Raw genomic sequence first — 18,180 nt, forward strand, 5'->3', positions numbered from 1 at the left:
GGGAATGTTCCGCACAGACGCTAAAACTTCTCATCCGTGGCATGAGCCCATGGTGCCATGGGATGCGGACTCGCGGAGCTCGTCCCTCCGAAGGCTTGGGGAGGGGCGCATCTCAGATTTTCGGAAGGGGAATGGATGACGGAGGGTGAAACTGGGGGATGAGGGGACGAAAAAAGCCGTATTTTTCTCGGGACTCTGAATCTCCCTTCCGGTAAACCGGTGGGGATGTCACAGGAGGAGTCCATTCTGCAGGGCCTCCGGTTGGGCCCCCGGCAACTGGAGGAGGTTCGGGCCCTGGTGGCCGATCACCCGGATTGGAGTCGTTACCGGCTGAGCCGCCAGTTGGCCACACTTTGGCAATGGCGCGGCCTCAACGGTCAGCTCAAGGACATGGCGGCCCGGACGCTCCTGCTAACCCTGGAGAAGCGAGGATGGATTCGCCTGCCCGAGCGGCGCTGGGCTTCGCCCAATCGGATGCGCCATAAACGCATGCCGTCCGGAGAAGAGCCCTCCGTCGTCCCGATCGCCGGACCGCTGGCTGAACTGCTGCCCCTGCGTTTGACCGAACTGAGCGACGGAGGCGATCCGCGCAGATCCTCACTCTTCGAGAGTCTCCTGCACCGCCATCACTACCTCAGTTACCGCAGTCCGGTCGGCGAGAACCTTCGTTATCTGGTGGAAGACCGCCAGGGCCGTCCGGTGGCTTGCGCCTTGTTCGGCGCGGCCGCGTGGCGCTGCACCGCGCGGGATCGGTTTCTTGGGTGGGATCCGGCCACCCAGGCTCGACAACTCTCGCTGCTCACCAACAACACCCGCTTTCTCGTCCCGGCCTGGGTGCGGGTGCCTCAGTTGGCCAGCCACGTGCTCGGCCGCCTCGCCCGTCGCTTGAGCGGGGATTGGCAGCGCAAGTACGCCCATCCCATCCACGTCGTGGAGACTTTCGTCGAGCGCGACCGCTTCGAGGGCACCTGCTACCAGGCCGCCAACTGGATTCGCGTGGGCGAGACTCGGGGACGCGGCCGTCAGGGCCCCGACCCGCGCCTGCGCTCCACCTCGATCAAGGACGTTTACCTCCTGCCGCTGCACCCCCGGTTCCGCGAATGCCTCCTGAGCCCTCCGACTCCTCCCAGCCCCACCCACCCATGACCCCGACCCAGCCCGCCCGCACGTCCCGCCTTCCCCCTCCGCTTCCCCGCCTCCCGCCCTGGTTGCGAGACTCCGAACTGCAGGCCTGGCAGGCCGACCTCCACCAGCGCGTGGAGCGCGTGCTCGCCGACGGCGAGCAAGGCCTGGGTTTCCTTGAGGAACACATCGAGCAGGCCAGCCTCGAGCCGCGCCGCCTGGCTTTGGAGCGAGCCCTCCAAGCCAAGGCGGAAGCGGTTCCTTGCCTTTGTACCACCTGCCAAGGACCCCTGCGTCGACTGGAATGGTTGTCGCGCTCGATCCGCTCGCGCTTCGGCCCGGTCGAGTTCGCCCGCGCCCACGGATGGTGCGCCCGCTGTCAGACGTGGAGCTTCCCCGCCGACCTCGCCCTGGGATTGGCCCCCAACGCCACCGCCTCACCGTTCCTCCAGGAAGCCGCCGCCTTGTTGGTCAGCAAGATGCCCCCGGCCCAGGCCGAGGCCGTCGCCCAACGCCTCCTCGGCGTGCCCCTGACCCGCTGCTCCTTGGATCGGGAGGCCCGGCGCCAGGGCCAGCGCGCCCAAAAGCTCCGGGCCGAACAGAACGCGCTTCTCGATTCTTGGGACACGCTGCAAGCCGAGGCCACCCGCCAGAACCAGACACCTTCGCAGGGACCTTTTACCCTGATCCTCGAAATCGACGCCTGGAACATCCGCGAGCGCGATGACTGGGGGGACACCGAGAAACTGCGTGCGCTGGCCCGGGAACCCGAGCGTTGGCATTGGGTCTATACCGCCACCTGCTTCCGCCTCGATCACCGCGGCAGCACCGCCGCCGATCGTCCCGTCATCTCCGAACGTGGCTACGTGGCCACCCGCCTCGGCATCGACGAACTCTTCCGCCAACTCCACCGCGAAGCCGTCCGGCGCGGCCTCTGGCAGGCCGCCGACGTCCTCGTCATCGCCGATGGCGCCGTCTGGATCTGGAACGCCGTCGCCGACCGCTTCCCCAAGGCCCGCCAACGCCTCGATCTCTTCCATCTCCGCCAGCATCTCTGGGAAATCGCCCATGACCTTCACGGGCGCGACACCCCGGAAGCCCGGGCTTTCGTCCAACCCCTCCTGACCCACATCCACGACGACCGCGCTGCCGACGTCATCGCCCAACTCGATCAACTCCGCCCGCGCCTGGCCGAAGCCCAGCGCCTCAAGCTCGAAAGGCAAACCCAATACCTCCGCAACAACCTCGGGCGAATGCACTACCAGCAAGCCCTCGCCGCCCAGCAGGCCCAACGCGCCCGCTCCAAAAAGCGCGCTCCCGCCGCCCACCCGACCTCCTCCCCTTCACCCCTTCCAGAACCCGTCGGCTCCGGGGCCATCGAATCCACCGCTCGCCAGTACCAGTGTCGCTTCAAACGCACCGGCCAGTTCTGGACCCAAGTCGGCGACGAAGCCCTCCTCTGTCTGGAAACCCTCTGGCGCAACCAGCGCTGGACAGACCTGTTCCCTCACGCCCGCCTCACTGCCAAAAGCCGCAACTGATCTTCCTCGCTCCCTTCATCTCCTCGCCCTCCTCCTGACCTTCTTCCGTTCTCTCCAGGCCCTTCCGAAAATCTGAGATGCGCCCCTTGGGGAGGCGCACAAGCTCCGGCGCTTGCTGCGCCCCGGGGCGGGCCCGTAGCGTGGCCGGGTGAATGCGCTGGTCACCGGCGGGGCCGGGTACATCGGGTCGGTCTGTGTGGAGGAACTGCTGCGGGCGGGACATCAGGTCACGGTGTTCGATAATTTCAGCGAAGGACATCGCTCGGCGGTGCCATCCGGCGCGCGGTTGATCGAAGGTTGCCTGAACGATGCGGCGGCGGTGGAGCGGGCGGTCCGGGAAAGCGGGGCGGAGGCGGTGCTGCATTTCGCGGCACTGGCCCTGATTGCGGAGTCGATGCGGGATCCTGGGAAGTACTTCCGGAACAACGTGGGCGGCGGGATGAACCTGCTCGAAGCCTGCGCCAGGGCCGGCGTGCGGAAGTTCGTGTTCAGTTCCACCTGCGCGACCTACGGGATCCCGGAACGGGTGCCGATCGACGAATCGTTTCCCCAGCGACCCATCAACCCGTACGGAGCCTCGAAGCGGATGTTCGAGGAGATCCTCGACTGGCACGCCCGCGTCCACGGACTTGAAGTGGTCGTCTTCCGGTACTTCAACGCCGCCGGTGCCAGCGAGCGGCTGGGCGAGCATCACCGCGTCGAAACCCACCTGATCCCCAACGTCCTCCGCGTCGCCCTGGGCCAGGCACCGGAGGTGGGGGTCTTCGGCACCGACTACCCCACGCCCGACGGCACCTGCGTCCGGGATTACATCCACATCGTGGATCTCGCCGACGCCCATATCCGGGCCCTCGAGCCGGGACGCCGCGGAGCCTACAACCTCGGGATCGGCGGCGGGCATTCCGTGCGGGAGGTCATCCAGGCCTGTGAACGGGTCTCCGGCAAACCCATCGCCGTGCGGGCCCATCCCCGGCGGGACGGCGACCCGCCCAGCCTGGTGGCGTCGGCCGACAAGGCGCGTCGTGAACTGGGATGGGAACCGCGCTTCACCCGGCTCGAGGACATCGTCGCCACCGCCTGGGAATGGCATCGACGCCATCCGGACGGCTACCCCGACTAGGCCGGGACCCGCACTGGCCCCCTGAACGCCGTCGCACGCTCCGATGAACGAGATCGCTTCCTGGCAGGCCGCACACCCGGTGGCGAGCGCGGTGCTGATCCTCAGCGGCGTGGCGGTGGCGGGACTGGCGCTCGGCAACCTCAAGGTGCGGGGCATCGGTCTGGGCGTGGCCGGCGTGCTGTTTGCCGGGATCCTCTTCGGCCACCTCGGCTTCAGCCTCGAACCCTCGACCCTGGCGTTCGTCCGGGAGTTCGGACTGATCCTGTTCGTTTATACGATCGGGATGCAGGTGGGGCCCGGCTTCGTGGCGTCCCTGCGGAAGGAGGGATTCCGCATGAACGTCCTGGCGGCCGCCATCGTGTTGCTGGGCGGACTGCTGACCGTCGGGCTCGGCCTGCTCTTCCGGCAGGATCTGGCCGCGATGATGGGCGTGTTCGCCGGGGCGACGACCAACACCCCGGCCCTTGGAGCGGCCCAGGAGGCGTTGAAGGCCCTCCCCGGCGGGGCGGAACGCGCGCCCCTCGCCGGCATGGGATACGCCGTGGCCTATCCCGGCGGGATCGCCGGCCTGATCTTCGCCATGCTCTTCTTCAAGGCGGTCTTCCGGGTCCAGCCCGAGGCCGAGGCCGAAGCGCTCCGGCGCGAAGAGGAAGCCGCCCGGCCCCGGTTGCGACGCATGAACCTCACGGTCGAGAACGCCAATCTCGACGGCGTCGCCGTGTCGGAACTGCCCGGGCTTCGCGAGCTGGGCGTGACCCTTTCGCGCATCAAACCCGGCGGGGAGGAAACCGTGCGGCCGGTACGTGCGGAGACCCGGCTGCACCGTGGCGACATCCTCCTTGCGGTGGGCACGGAGGCGAGCCTGCAGCGCTTCCGCCTCATCGTGGGCCGCGAAGCCGCCGAGGATCTCATGCAACTCCCGGGCGAGGTCACCACCCGGCGTGTGGTGGTCACCCGCCGCGAGGCGCTCGGCGAAACCCTCGAACGCCTCGACCCGCCAGGCCGCCTCGGCGTCACCCTCACCCGCATCAGCCGCGGCGAGGTCGAATTGTCGCCCACCCCCGGCATGCGGCTCCAGTTCGGCGACATCGTCCAGGTGGTGGGCCGCGACGAGGACATCCAACGGGCGGCGACCGCCCTGGGCAACTCCGCCCAGGCTCTGCACCAGACCAACTTCCTCGCCATCTTCGTCGGCATCGCCCTTGGCGTCCTCGTCGGCCTTTACCCCCTCGACATTCCGGGACTCCCCATGCCGCTGCGGCTCGGGCTGGCCGGCGGCCCGCTGGTGGTCGCCCTCATCATCAGCCGCCTGGGCCAGATCGGCCCCGTGGTCTGGCACATGCCCTTCAACGCCAACCTGGCTCTCCGCGGCCTCGGACTCACCCTCTTCCTCGCCTGCGTCGGTCTCGCGTCCGGGGGCCAGTTCATGGCCACGCTGCGCTCCGGGGCGGGCCTCATCTGGATGGGCCTCGGCATGATCGTCACCCTGGTGCCCCTCCTGATTGTCGGCTGGCTGGGACGTCGCTGGGTCGGCCTCCGGTTCGCCAGCCTCTGCGGTCTGCTCGCCGGGAGCCTCACCGATCCCCCGGCCCTCGCCTTCGCCACCGGCATGAACAAGTCCGAGGCGCCCACCTACGCCTACGCCACCGTGTATCCGCTCACCATGCTCCTCCGCATCCTCGTCGCCCAGGTGCTGACGCTGGTCTTCTGCAATTAGACACCTTGCTATTGACCTCGCCCGTCCGGAAGAGGAGCTTATGCATCCCCGGGCGCTCCGCGGGTCGTCCGGGAACGCGGCATCGTCGCGACCGTGACGTCCCGGCGGGTTATCGGGCCCGGGCGGCGGCGCGGCGGCGATTCCATCCGCAACCGTCACCTATGAACATTGCTCTGCTCGGTCCCACCGGTTCCGGCAAGGGAACCCTGACCCAGGCGCTGGCGGCGCCGCGGTCGCTGCATCCCATCAACCTCGGCGACGTCCTCCGCCAGAAGACCTCCTACGGCACGGCCCTGGGACTGCTGACCCGGGAATACGTGCAAAACGGGGAACTGGTGCCGGACGAGTTCGTGGATGCCATGATCGAGGAGGTGTTCCGGCATCAGCCGCCGGGCCAGGGGACGCTGCTGGACGGGTTTCCGCGCACGGTCACCCAGGCGCGCTTCCTGGACGACCTCCTCGAGGATCTGGGCAAGAAGCTGGACGCGGCGATCTACCTGCACGTGCCGGAGCCGGTGATCTTCGAACGGGTGTCGCGACGCCAGCCCCCGCGGCAGGACGACGAACCGCACATCCTGCGGCACCGGCTCCATGTGTTCCGCCGCATGGTGGCCCCGGTGCTGAAGCACTACTACGAGACCGGCCGCCTGGTGCTGGTGCGCGCCGACGCCCCGATCCACGAACTGGAGATCACCCTGAACGGATTGCTGGACGGGGTGGCGGCGGGACACCATCCGGCCTTCACCGAGGAGGACTTCCAGTTCCTGGACGGACTGATCAAGGCGAAGCCGGCGGCGCCGACGCATCCCGAGGTGGCACTCAACCTCGTGCTTCTCGGCGGTCCGGGCAGCGGCAAGGGCACCCAGGCTTCCCATATCTGCCAGGCGTTCCGCCTGCCCCACATCTCCACCGGCGACCTGTTCCGCGACAACATCAAGAAGCAGACCGACCTCGGACGCCTCGCGCGGTCGTACATGGACCGGGGCGACCTCGTGCCGGACGACGTCACCGAACGCATGGTCTCCACCCGGCTGGCGCAGACGGACGCCGGACGCGGCTTCGTGCTGGATGGCTTCCCGCGCACCGTCTCCCAGGCCGAGGCGCTCGACGAGATCCTCCACGAAATCAACCGCAAGGTCACCGGCGTCATCCACCTCCGCGTGGCCGACGAGGAAATCCTGCGCCGCCTCTCGGGACGTCGCATCTGCCGCCAGTGTCAGACGCCCTACCATATCCTCTTCAAGAAGCCCCGGCGCGAGGGGATCTGCAACGATTGCGGCGGGGCGTTGTACCAGCGGGACGACGACAAGGAGGAGACCATCCTGGTCCGGCTGCGGAACTACCATCGCCAGACCGAACCCCTCATCGCCTACTACCGCGACGCCGGGGTGCTCACCGAGGTCCACGGCGAAGGCGAACTGTCAGCGATCCGGGCCGCCATGCTGGCCGCGGTGAAACTCTTCACCGAGGAACCCGAGGTCGCGGGCACCGTCTGAGCCCGGTTCACTCGGAACCCGGGGCGGAAGTCCGGCCCAGCGCCACCACCGCCTCGAACGCCGGCTTCGGCCGGCCGTCCCGTCCAAACAGCAGCGGGTAGTTCGTTCGCCCCCGGATCGGAAAGTTGTTCAGCCAGGAGCTTGCGTCGGTGACCCCCCAGAAGGTGACCCGCGAGAGGCTGTGCCGATGGTTGAGGAAGATCCCGAACAGCTCGGCATAGCGATCCGCCAACCGTCGCTCGACGTCCGCGGGCAATCCGTCCGTGTACGGATTCCATTTCGCATCGGCGGCCAGTCGCACCGACACATCAGCTCCCCCGCCCCAGGGCGTCGGCAGGACATTCACGTCGAGTTCCGTGATCATCACCCGCAGCCCGAGGGCGATGAAGGCCTCGAGGGTCTCCTCGATCTGCCGGGCGGAGGGGTGTTCGAGGCTGTAATGCCCCTGAAGCCCCACCGCCGTCACCTTGGCGCCCGCGTCGAGGAGCTGCCTCAGCAACCGGACCGCGCCCGCCCGCTTGCGGGGTCCCTCGAGGGAATAGTCGTTGTAGTACAGCTCCGCCTCCGGATCGGCCTCCCGGGCGAACTCGAAGGCCTTCACCAGGTAATCCTCGCCCACCAGGTTGAACCACGGCGACTGGCGCATCGTCCCGTCGTCGTTCAATGCCTCGTTCACCACGTCCCAACCCCGGATCCGGCCCCGGTACCGGCCGACCACCGTGTGGATGTGGTCGCGCATCCGTTCCAGAAGCAGCTCGCGCGACGCCGGACCCCCTTCCCCGTCCTCGAACACCCATCGCGGCGTCTGCTGATGCCACACCAGCGTGTGCCCGATCAGCACCATCCCGTGCTCTTCGCCGAACGCCACAAACCGGTCCGCCTCCGTGAACGCGTACGCCCCCGGCCGCGGCTGCAGGGGTCCCCACTTCATCGCGTTCTCCGGGGTGATCGTGTTGAAGTGGCGCCGCACGATCCCGACATCCGCCGCGGCGCTTCCCTCGACCTGCCGCCGGTTCACCGCCGCGCCCACCAGAAAATCCCCCTCGAAGACCGTCTTCAGCGCAGGTTCGGCGGCGTGTGTCACCACCCCCATGGCGGCAAGGGCGCACGCCAGCAGCATCGGGTTCGGGCTCGTCTTCATGGTCTTGACCCGGGACCTTACCGGCGACGGTGCCCCGGAGGAAGCCCATCGGAACCGCACACCCAGGCGGCGGTGCATCCCCAAGTTGTCGGTGAGGAGGCCCGGTATTTCGGAGTGCCGCGAATCAACCACGGCCGGGGACGGGCGCTTCCTCGGGGGGAAGGGTCACGGTGCCGCGTTCGAAGTCCTCGGCACTGGGGGTGCACTGGAAGTTCGAGGCCATCATCTCGTCCCAGGTGACGAGTTGCCCGTTGTAGGCGGACATGCGGCCCATGACGGCGGTGAGGCTGGATTCGGCGATGTTCTGGGCCTCGTTGATGGGATTCCCGTCGAGCACGCTGCGGATGAGGTTCATGTGCTCGCGGACATAGGACGTGGGGGTGCGTTCCCAGCGCCCGAGGTCGATGGGGGAGCGTCGATCGGCGCCACCGACATAGACGCGGTCGGCAAAGACGAGGCCGGTGACGTCGGCCATGCCGCGTTCGCCGCGGAAGAACTGTCCAATGCGGCTCCAGGTGCCTGTGACCTGGCGGGCCATGCTGTGGATGTGGACCCCGCCGGGGAACTCGTAGTCGGTGCTGAAGAAGTCGTAGCAGTTCCCGCCGCGCCGGCGAAGGCGGTGTCCGAAGCTGACGCAGTTGACGGGGTGGGTGCCGAGGAACCAGTTCATGACGTCGAGGCTGTGGACGTGCTGTTCGACGATGTGATCGCCGCACATCTCGGCCCAGCCGTTCCAGGAGCGGATCATCCATTCGGCGTCGGACAGGCCGGGCGGACGGCGTCCGATGCTGCCACCGTCGAGGCAGAAATGAACGGTGCCACCGACGATGCGGCCGATGGCGCCGTCGTGGATGGCCTTGGCGATGGCGAGGTAGCCGGGTTCATGGCGGCGCTGGGTGCCGGCGACGATCGAGAGCTTCTTTTCGGTGGCGATGCGGCCGGTTTCCATGGCGCTGCGGCAGCCGACGGGATCCACGGCGATGGGTTTCTCGACGAAGATGTGTTTGCCGGCGGCAACGGCCGCGGCGAGGTGGCGCGGCCGGAAATTGGGCGGCGTGGTGAGGAGGACGATATCGACGTCGGCCTCCGCGATGCGCCGGTAGGCATCGAAGCCGAGCATGGTCTGACCGCGGGAGATCTCGATGCCGACATTGCGGAGGGCGCTGATGCTGCGTTCGAGGCGGTCCTCGAAGACGTCGCCAAGGAGCACCAGACGGACATCCACGCCGAGTTCGCGGGCGGCCTCGAGATGATCGTTGGCGGCGCCGGTGCCGCGTCCGCCCGTGCCGATGAGCGCCGTGCGCAGCGGTCGGGTGCGGGCGGCTCCGAACACGCCCGGGGAGAGGGCGGCGAGGGCGGAGGCGGTGGAGGTGGTCTGGACGAAGGACCGTCGGGTGATGGGACGCGTGTTCATCGGGTTGGGGATGGGCGTGGCGCGGGACCTGCCCGGGGGAGTTGGTGAAAGCAGCAAGCCCGGCTGCGGGATTGCCGTCAAGGCTTCCCCGCCGGGCGGGCCGGCAGGACTCGAGGAAACCGTGGAGGTCGGGGAGACGGACGGGCCGTCGCGAAGGCCGCTTCGCCCGAAAACGGCTCAGGCCGGGCGGGAAGCGAAGGGCTGTTCGCGGCCTGCGGTTCCCACGAGGCGGAAGGCGGCTGGCACGAACGATGCATCGGGGAGGCATCCGGTGATGCGAGGTTTGCGGACCTCCCAAAATGCCCGGAGGCAAATCAATACCCAAGGATCGTTATGCCCTACGAAGCACCTGAAACCTACGAAGCCGATCTGGATGGACCGCCCGTTCGTGGCGAATACGCCTATGAGTACGTCGAGGGCGAGGGGGAGGCGGAGGCGGATTATGAGGCCAGTGGAGAGCTGCTGGATGAGGAGTCCGAAATGGACCTGGCGATGGAACTGCTGGATGTCGCCAGCGAGGGGGAGCTGGACCAGTTCCTGGGCAATCTCGTTCGCCGCGTGGGGGGCGCCGCCGCCCGGTTTGTGCGCTCGCCCACCGGACAGCAATTGGTGGGGGCGTTGCGCGGCGCGGCCCGCAAGGCTCTGCCCACCGTCGGCGCCGCCATCGGAGGGCGCATCGCGGGACCCACGGGCGCCCGCATCGGAAGCCAGGTGGCCCAGACGGCCGGACGGGTGTTCGGCCTGGAACTGGAGGGGCTCAGTCCCGAGGACCAGGAGTTCGAGGCGGCCCGGCGCTTCGTGCGATTTGCCAGCTCCGCAGCCCATAGCTGGGTGCGGCGCGGCGGGTCGCCGGGATGGGCGCTTCGTCACGCGGCCCGGCGGTACGCGCCGGGTTTGTATCGGTGGCCGTCAGGGGGCCGGCCGGGATACGGCGGAGGATACCGGGCCCGGCGGGCCTGGCGCGCCTGGTGAAGCGCCGCAACACGCGGGGCGCGGGCGATGGGATCGAAGGGGCGGCGCGGTGGCCGGTAAACGGCGACCGCGGGGGTTCGATCCCGGTCCCTTCCATCCCCGGCATCCCCATCCCCACATCAACCACGGAGATACCCATGCATGACATCGACACATCCCAGCGCGAGATGGAACAGGACACGGCCGGCATCGATCCGGAAGCCTACGAGGGCGAGATGGAGGCGGAGGATGCCTTCGAGGCGGCGCCGACGAGGACGTTGGGTCCCGAGGAGGAGCTGGACCTGGCCAACGACCTGCTCGAGATCGAGTCGGAAGAGGAGCTGGATCAGTTCCTTCCCGCCCTGATCGGAGTGGGAGCCAAGCTCCTGCCCGGCATCGCCAAGGGCATCGGCAGTCTGTTCGGCCGCAAGCGACGGCGTCGGCGCCGGGCCCAGCAGGAACGGGAGGCCGTGCTGAGCGATGTCCTGGGCGAGATCGCCCGGACCGCGCTGGGCGGCGAGCCCTCGGCCGGCGGAAACGGTGTGGCCCGTGCAGTCGGGCCGGCCGTGGGGGAACTCTTTGAAGCGGAGTTGCCCGGGGCCGGTGCCGAGTCCCCGGAACTGGAGCGGGCGCGGCGGTTTGTGCGCCTGGCGACCACCGCGGCGCAGAAGGCCGCCCTGATACCGTCCACCGTCGATCCCCGCGCGGCCGTGCAGAATGCCGTTCGGGCGGCGGCCGAGGGATTGCTGGGAAGGGCGCGGCGGGCCCTCGGTGGCCAGGCTCCGCAACAGGAGGGCCCGGCGGCGGACGGGCAGTCCGGACGGTGGGTGCGACGCCGCAATCGGATCGTCCTCTACGGAGTGTGATCATGGAGTTGCCTTCCCCATCGTTCCGGTTGTTGGAGCAGGAGGCGCAGGCCCTGCTGGCGCGGTTGGAAAGCGTGCGCCCGTTCTCCTTGCAGATGGCGGCCGTCCCCGCGGCCTGTGTCTCTCCCGCGGCACAAACCGCCATCGACACGCATCTGGAGCGGGTGCGCCGCGAACTCCACGCGATGGGCCGCGCGTTTCTCTCTTGGCTCCAGTCACCCCGCGCGGAGATGGAATCGCCGGCCCGGGCCCAGCGCCGCTTCACGATCCTGCGCCTCCGCTTCAACGCCATGCTGTCCCAGCTCGACATCTTTGCCGACGTCCTGGTCCAGCGTGGCGAACACGAGTCCGGCGTATGGGTCTCCGGTCTGGACGCCCTGGCCGCCGATGCCCTGGCGATGCCGGGCTACTACCAGCCGCCCCCCGTGGTCTGCTATCTCGACCGGGGCCACGGGGCGGCGATCCGTCGCGCCCGAACGCGGTTGCCGGGCGGGGACGAGAATCCTGTCGCCATCATCCGGGTGCCACGCGAGCGGATGGTGGGAAGCGGCATCGCCTCCTCGCTGATCCATGAGGTCGGGCATCAGGCTGCGGCGCTCCTTCACCTGGTCGAGTCTCTCACCGTCGAGCTGCGCGACCAGGCCGCCAGGCACCCAGGGCAGGCCCAGGCGTGGCAGCTCTTCGAGCGATGGATCTCGGAGATCGTCGCCGACTTCTGGTCCATGGCACGGGTCGGAGTCGGCGCCACGCTCGGGTTGATCGGGGTGGTGAGTCTCCCCAGGGCGTTCGTCTTCCGCATCAACCTCGACGATCCCCATCCGTTTCCCTGGATTCGCGTGAAGCTGAGCTGCGCCATCGGCCGCGCCCTCCACCCGCACCGGCAATGGAACCGCCTGGAATCGATCTGGGAATCCTTCTATCCGGTCGAGGGACTCGAGACGGAGAAGGCCCGCCTGGTCGCGCTGCTCGAAGACACCCTGCCCGGGTTTGTCCAGTTGCTGGCGAATCATCGGTCCGGACCGCTGCTCGGCCACACCCTGGCGGAGGCCGTGGCGGATCCCCGGCGTCATCCTGTCCGGTTGACCGCCGAGTACGAGGCGTGGGGCGCGTCGCCCCAACGCATGCGCCGCGTGCCCCCGACGATGGCCTTCGCCGTCATCGGCCAGGCGCGCGCCAACGAGTCGCTCGATCCCCTGACGGAGACGCGCTGGATCGGCGCGCTCCTGACCCACTGGGCCCTGCACGCCACCCTCGACACCACCGCCCTCTGCGCCGAGGTCACCCCCCTGCTGTCCAGGGCCCGACCGTCGTCCCTTCCAACCCCCGTGAATGTTTGAGACAGGAGAATCCCCTATGAAAGAAACCCTTGTCAGAGTGATTGTGACCGTGACGGACCACGGCGACCCATCCCTGCCCGTCCGGAATGCCCGCGTATGGGTCCGCCCCGCAGCCGGCCGGACCCAGGCTCGCGCGGCCAAGGCGTCCCCTCCCGAGTGTGTGGCCGAGGAACCGGTGTCGGCGCGCACCGATGACACCGGTCAGGCCCTCCTGCAGTTGAAGCCAGGCGATTGGCAGATCGCCACGGATGCCTTCCGCCAGCAGGATGAGAAGGAATACGTCAAGGACATCCGAGTGAGTGAGACGTGCACCGATCAGCGTGTCTCCTTGGAAATCCCGGTGTACTTCAAGCTGGGCATTTCTGTTTGCGGGCGGGACAACAAGCCCGGCACATGCCAGGGCCCGGTCCCCGCGGGCGCGCCACTTCTGTTTGAGGTGCGGACGGGCGACGGTTCCAGGGCGATCCGGTTCGCCGATCCGGTCGTGGCAGAAGTCTTCTCCCCGTGGGATCGGGCCATTCCGCTCGGCAATCCCGCCGAGTTGCGGTTCGTCTCGTACGCGGGCCACTCGGGCGCCGGAAACCTGGAGATCACGGCCATCCTGCGACACGGGAACGATCCTGAAGGTGCCCACATCGTGACGCAGGAAACGGTGCCGGTGGCGCCGGTGCCGCTGACCGCGGTGAGCGGCGACGTGTCCGTGACCATGCGTCGTACGGCGACGATTCCGACCCCGGACCTGCCGCTCTGGGTGGTGATCCGGAAGAGCACGGAGGCCCTCTCCTTCGATCGGTATCTCGAGTACATGAACCTGGTCCTCTGCGGCGTCGATCCGGAGACGAAGCAGTTGCTGACCCGCCCGGGGGAGTGGCAAAACCGGGTGTTCGGAGACCGCTCGAAGACGGTCTTTGAACGGCTGCGCCAACGACGATTCCTGCCCTACACCGATTCCGACGCCTACCGGGTGCTCAAGACCGCGACCGAGGCCTTTGTCCTCACCAACTGCGGGATCAAGACGGACGAACTGTTCCGTCATCCGTTCACCGATGCTGACGCCCGCGACGTGGCGGAAAGGGTTGGCTTCGACGGCACCTTCACGCGGCGGCGGTTGGAATCGCTCTGGCGCGGCGATCCGGTTTCGGGCGAGTCGGGCTATCTGGAGAAGGTCAACGGGGCGAAGACCCTGGTGTATCTCAAGCTGATCGCCGACAAGTTGCCGGATGTCCGGATCAAGCGGGCGCTGTTCGACGGGGACCGGGACTTCTGGGCCGGCCTCCCCGAGGGCTGTTTTGGAATCGTGGAGAGCAAGCTGACGAATCCCTGCCTGCTCGAACTGATCTGGTCGTACTGGAACGAGGAGGGAATGCTGGTGCAGACGATGAACGCCATCAGTCTGCGGTTCCAGAACCGCCGCATCGCGGAGAACGACCCGCTGGCGAACATGGAGATCGACCCGCTGCGTCCGCTCAACAACCTCCTCTGGGGGTACATCCAGGATGAGCAGCATCGACTCACCCTCCAGCGGCGCTCCTACGAGTACGAGCACCACTACGGGCTCCGCCTCGAGGGCAGGGCGGTGGGCGAACCCCGCGTCGCCGACACGCGGTCGAAGCTGATCGAGGCCTTCCACAACCTGCTTCACCTCTGCTCGGTGTTCTTCAGGCAGGACGACGACACGACCTTCAAGGCGGACGGATTCCCGCTGCTCAATGCCCTGAAGGAAGTCCACCGGATCATCGCCGAGGGGGCGCACAACCAGTTCGGGGATCTTCCCTCGACCGCCCGCATCGAGATGCTGATGCAACAGTGGCTCCTGGCGCGGCCGGAGTTCCGGGAGTACCTGCCGACCCGCCTCATGGTGGCCTATTCCGAGCCGTGGATGGACCGGGTGGACGCCATGAAGAAGCTCCAGGGATGGACCGATTCGTCGATCGCGGACTTCCATACCCTGGCGACGTTCGGGGAGCAGATCCTCCTGACCATCCGCTATGGAAGTTGGAGCGAGGTGAACGATCGCGAGCACGCCTCCAACTGGGCCCGTTACTGGCGGTCGGAGATCCAGGGCTACATCCACTCGTATCGGGCCGTCACCAGCGTGGACCTCACCTCGGAATTCACCGAGACCCGGCTGCATCGCGAGGCGTACCTGCCGCCTTCGGTGCACTTGCGACGGCGACTCGAGGCCCAACGCGGCGGTGGGCCAACCGCCGACCCCCCCCAGGCAGCCCCCGTTCGTCGGGCCGGACGTGTCGCAACGACACGGATCCGGGAGAGTTCACGCGTGGTCCGTTGAGGGAAAGGTGACCTATGCACGACCTCGAATCCCCGTGGGGACCGCCCAGCCATTCTTCGGACTGGGAAACGGAACCGGTAGCCAATGATCCCCGATCGTTGGCCTCATTCCGGGAAGCCGGGTGGGGCGAAGAATTCGAAGCTCCGGAGCCGGGACAGGCCGAGGATCCCGAACAGCCCCGGCTGGTGCTCGACAGATTCCGTCGGGGGGACGCGGCGCTTCGACCGCACCACACGGCCGACATTGAGGGCTTTGTCCGCCAGCTCGCGGAGAACCCGCCGGAACCAGGGACCCGGATCGTGCTGATTGGGCACGGGGACGGTTCGGGCGATCCGGAATCCGAGGAGCCGCTGGCCACGGACCGGGCCCGCGCCGTCCGCCGTGCCCTGCGCCCGGCGCTGCGGCAAAGCGGCCTGACCCTGCCGCTCCGTCACCAGGGCCAGGGCGAAGACGAACCGGTGGCGGACGGCAGCACACCCGAAGGCCGGCAACAGAATCGGCGGGTCGAGGTGTACCTGTGTCCCGCCGAGGAGACCGGGCCGTCGTCCGCTCCTGGCCCGCTTCCCGGTCCCGGCGGCCCCCGGGTCATCCATCGACCGTACGGATGGTCGGCACGCCGGCGCTACATCCCGCGGCATCCAGGCTGGCGCGGCCCTCATCGGGCGTTCCGACCGATCCGACCGATCCGTCCGATCCGTCCCCTCCGTCCGATCCGCTCGATCCGTCGGTTCCGCCCGATTCGACCCCGCATCGTCGGGGCCTCGCGATTCCGCCGCCCGCTGGGGCGCCTCCCGTTGAGGCGTCCCGTCATCCGGCGGGCGATCACGCCCCGGCGCCGGATCGTCGTTCGCCGACCCCTCGTTCGACCGCGTCCGGCCCGGTTTTCACGACCTGTGATCCGGCGGACCCTCCGGCCTCGCCGATGATCATCGACTGCCATTGTCATGCCGGGGCGGGGGACGGACTCACGGGTCCGTGGGACACACGCGCGCCCCTGCGGGACTTCCTGCGATGGAGCGCCGCGGCGGGGATCGACCGGACGGTGCTTTTCGCGGCGTTTCATTCCGACTACCTGGCCGCCAACCGCGAGGTGGCGGCGTGGGTACGACGCCAGCCGGACCGGTTCCTCGGGTTCGCCTTCGTCCATCCGGAACGGGATCGGGGAAGAGTACAGGCCATGGTGCGCGAGGCGGTGGAGGTTCACGGGTTTGTCGGGATCAAGGTGCACCGCCACGACGCGCGGATCACAAGGGAGATCTGCGAGGTGGCGCGGAGGTACCGGTTGCCCGTGCTCTACGACGTGATGGGGGAGGTCTGGGTGTGCGAACTGCTGGCAAGGGAGTATCCCGAAGTGAATTTCATCATCCCGCACCTGGGGAGCTTCGCCGACGACTGGCGGGCCCAACTGGCGTTGATCGATCACCTGGTCCGACACCCGAACGTCTTCACGGACACGTCAGGCGTGCGCCGCTTCGATCTGCTGGAGCAGGCGCTGACACGGGCCGGCCCGCACAAGCTGCTGTTCGGTTCGGACGGCCCGTGGCTGCATCCCGGGGTCGAGTTGGCGAAGGTGCACGCCCTGGAACTGCCCCCGCGGGAGGCAGCGCTGGTGTTGGGCGGGAACCTCCTACGCCTGGTCAACCGGGCCGGTCTGCAGCGGCGACCGCCGGGGCCCATCACTCCCCGATCCGTGGCGACGGAGGTGGCGCCCCGGGATCCGTGGGAACCTGTTGCGGAAATTCTGGTGCAGTGAGCTGGCGGACCATCCCGCACGTCCCGCCCCGTCGGGCGGCGCGGCGCATCTGCACCGCCCGGTCGGTGACGCGCAATCGAAGCGCCGCCTGATGAACATTCCCGCGGGCATCGCGCAGGGCGATGCCGATGGCGGTGTCGGCGGTCCGTTCCTTGATCTCCTGGAGTCCCGCGCCGCCGGCCAGGGCCCGGCGAAGGGCGACTTCAAGGTCGCCGGAGGTCCAGTCGGACCCCAGTTCCCGGGCGGCCTCCAACCGGTCGCCTTCCGGGATCGATCCAACGGTGACCGGTCCGGGACCCACATGGCGGGCCACCATCCTCAGAACCAACTGGCGCAACTCGCGGACGTTGCCGCGGTAGGGGCGGGTCAGGAGGAACTCCTCGACGGTCGGATCGAAGACCGTCTCCGCGGCCCGGAGGATTTCACTGGCGGCGGCGGCAAAGTGCCGGGCGAGCGGCAGGATGTCCTCGCGGCGTTCCCTCAGCGGCGGCGCCTGCAGCGTCCATGTGGCGATCCGGTGATAGAGATCGAGTCGGAACCGGCCCCGAACCGAGGCGGCCACCAGGTCGCGGTTGGTCGCGCAGATCAGGCGGAACCGGGTTTGCTGCCAGACGTTGCTGCCGACCCGCTTGAAGCTGCGTTCCTGCACGGCGCGAAGCAGCTCGGCCTGCAGCACCGGCGGAAGCTCCCCGACTTCGTCGAGAAACAGCGTGCCCCCGTCGGCGAGGGCGAAGGCCCCATCCCGGGCCGCGACGGCGTGCGTGAAGGCGCCGCGTTCGTGGCCGAAGAGTTCGCTTCCGGCCAGTTCGGGCACCACGGTGGTGCAATCCACCACCACAAACGGTCCCTTCCCGGGCCGCGCATCGAGGGCATGGACCAGGCGCGCCAGGAGTTCCTTGCCGGTGCCGGTTTCGCCAGCGATCAGCAGCGAACTGCCGGTGAATCGAGCCGCCTCCACGACCTGGTGCATCAGGCGTCTCCACGACGGACTCTCTCCCACCAGGCTGTCCCGGACCGTGGGCGACTGACACAACGCGTCCACTTCCCGGCTTCGTTGAATCCGTTCCGCAAGCGCCTCGGCCAGGGCCGGATGCTCGCTCCAGACCAGCACGTCGGCGGCCCCGGCCTGGATCAGGCGCCAGACCGTCCCCTGGTGAAGCCCGTCGCGGACGGTGGCCACCGCCAGCATCAGGCAGGGATGGCGGGCCGCCAGTTCATGCACGCGGCGTACGACCTCGTCGTCGCCGTCCTCGAACACCACCACCACCGCGTTCGCCTCGGAGGCCTCAGGGGATGCAATCCCGATCCCGCACCGGCGCAATTCCGATTCGATCTCCGAGGCCGGCGGTCCGCCCGCCCGGCCCAGCGGGAGAATGCAGACCGTCGGGCGGCTCATTGCGACAAAGAACCTCCGTCCCTGAAGGATTAG

14 protein-coding genes are annotated in these 18,180 nt (G+C 68.3%); 11 read left to right on the forward strand and 3 right to left on the reverse strand.

From position 1 onward, the window contains the following. Positions 1–225: 225 nt before the first annotated feature. The 5 genes from KF833_18060 to KF833_18080 all read left to right on the forward strand — a co-directional run bounded on the left by KF833_18060 (position 226) and on the right by KF833_18080 (position 6,996). Entirely contained in the window at positions 226–1,146 is a 921-nt protein-coding gene (locus KF833_18060) for a DUF4338 domain-containing protein (GenBank protein MBX3747216.1), read from the forward strand. Next, entirely contained in the window at positions 1,143–2,663 is a 1,521-nt protein-coding gene (locus tag KF833_18065; protein MBX3747217.1) for a hypothetical protein, read from the forward strand. The genes KF833_18060 and KF833_18065 overlap by 4 nt, the downstream gene beginning before the upstream one ends. Positions 2,664–2,811: 148 nt before the next feature. Further along, positions 2,812–3,783 carry a UDP-glucose 4-epimerase GalE gene (galE, locus tag KF833_18070; protein MBX3747218.1) on the forward strand — a complete coding sequence of 324 codons (972 nt, stop codon included), beginning with the start codon at positions 2,812–2,814 and terminating at the stop codon, positions 3,781–3,783. Positions 3,784–3,826: 43 nt separating this feature from the next. Further along, a complete protein-coding gene (locus tag KF833_18075; GenBank protein ID MBX3747219.1) occupies positions 3,827–5,500 on the forward strand; it encodes a putative transporter in 1,674 nt (557 codons plus the stop codon). A 161-nt stretch (positions 5,501–5,661) separates the two neighbouring features. Continuing rightward, the gene (locus KF833_18080) at positions 5,662–6,996 is read left to right on the forward strand and encodes an adenylate kinase (protein ID MBX3747220.1); all 1,335 of its coding nucleotides are present in this window, start codon (positions 5,662–5,664) and stop codon (positions 6,994–6,996) included. A gap of 7 nt (positions 6,997–7,003) precedes the next feature. Here the strand turns inward: KF833_18080 and KF833_18085 are convergent, their stop codons facing one another. Both KF833_18085 and KF833_18090 read right to left on the reverse strand, forming a co-directional pair. Further along, positions 7,004–8,116, reverse strand: a complete 1,113-nt coding sequence (locus tag KF833_18085) for an endo-1,4-beta-xylanase (protein MBX3747221.1) — start codon at positions 8,114–8,116, stop codon at positions 7,004–7,006. A 145-nt stretch (positions 8,117–8,261) separates the two neighbouring features. Next, a complete protein-coding gene (locus KF833_18090; protein ID MBX3747222.1) occupies positions 8,262–9,551 on the reverse strand; it encodes a Gfo/Idh/MocA family oxidoreductase in 1,290 nt (429 codons plus the stop codon). 333 nt (positions 9,552–9,884) lie between these two features. Between KF833_18090 and KF833_18095 the strand changes: the two genes are divergently transcribed. The 6 genes from KF833_18095 (at position 9,885) to KF833_18120 (ending at position 16,751) form a co-directional block, all read left to right on the forward strand. Next, positions 9,885–10,523 (forward strand): hypothetical protein, encoded by a 639-nt coding sequence (locus KF833_18095; GenBank protein MBX3747223.1) that lies wholly within the window; start codon positions 9,885–9,887, stop codon positions 10,521–10,523. Between the two features lie 137 nt (positions 10,524–10,660). After that, positions 10,661–11,368 carry a hypothetical protein gene (locus tag KF833_18100; protein ID MBX3747224.1) on the forward strand — a complete coding sequence of 236 codons (708 nt, stop codon included), beginning with the start codon at positions 10,661–10,663 and terminating at the stop codon, positions 11,366–11,368. Between the two features lie 2 nt (positions 11,369–11,370). After that, positions 11,371–12,705 carry a hypothetical protein gene (locus tag KF833_18105; GenBank protein ID MBX3747225.1) on the forward strand — a complete coding sequence of 445 codons (1,335 nt, stop codon included), beginning with the start codon at positions 11,371–11,373 and terminating at the stop codon, positions 12,703–12,705. A gap of 16 nt (positions 12,706–12,721) precedes the next feature. After that, on the forward strand, positions 12,722–14,998 hold the full coding sequence (locus KF833_18110; GenBank protein MBX3747226.1) for an 8-amino-7-oxononanoate synthase: 2,277 nt from the start codon (positions 12,722–12,724) through the stop codon (positions 14,996–14,998). Between the two features lie 98 nt (positions 14,999–15,096). Beyond that, on the forward strand, positions 15,097–15,924 hold the full coding sequence (locus KF833_18115) for an OmpA family protein (GenBank protein MBX3747227.1): 828 nt from the start codon (positions 15,097–15,099) through the stop codon (positions 15,922–15,924). Continuing rightward, positions 15,921–16,751 carry an amidohydrolase family protein gene (locus KF833_18120; protein MBX3747228.1) on the forward strand — a complete coding sequence of 277 codons (831 nt, stop codon included), beginning with the start codon at positions 15,921–15,923 and terminating at the stop codon, positions 16,749–16,751. Before KF833_18115 ends, KF833_18120 begins: the two co-directional genes overlap by 4 nt. Here KF833_18120 and KF833_18125 read toward each other — a convergent pair. Next, positions 16,675–18,147, reverse strand: coding sequence for a sigma-54-dependent Fis family transcriptional regulator (locus tag KF833_18125; GenBank protein ID MBX3747229.1), 1,473 nt, complete (start codon positions 18,145–18,147; stop codon positions 16,675–16,677). The genes KF833_18120 and KF833_18125 overlap by 77 nt on opposite strands. Positions 18,148–18,180 lie beyond the last annotated feature (33 nt).

The sequence above is a fragment of the Verrucomicrobiia bacterium genome (genome assembly GCA_019634625.1).
Taxonomy (GTDB): Bacteria; Verrucomicrobiota; Verrucomicrobiia; order Limisphaerales; family CAIMTB01; genus CAIMTB01.